Consider the following 235-nt stretch of genomic DNA (forward strand, 5'->3'; position numbering starts at 1 on the left):
CATCGGTACCGGGTTTTACCTGTATATAAGTTGTGTAATTATTATAACCATAATTCTCGCCACTGCCAATTTCATTACCGATTGAAACGCCATCAAAAGTAGTATTTGAATGCAGGTTGTTAACAATTGTTCCGTTTATTTTGCTGGTGATGCCAAGGCTGCTCGAACCCACTCCTACCATTTCCGGCTTGTTGTCTTTTTTATCAGGAAAGAGAACTTTCATATTCTCTTCACT

General features: G+C 38.7%; 1 protein-coding gene. It reads right to left on the reverse strand.

Annotated elements, in window-relative coordinates; all coding sequences use genetic code 11:
• Positions 1-235: hypothetical protein (locus ACZ6JE_RS15650; RefSeq protein ID WP_464319548.1), on the reverse strand; the 235-nt coding region annotated here is incomplete at both ends.

It is taken from the genome of Frigoribacterium sp. AC759 (assembly GCF_979256015.1).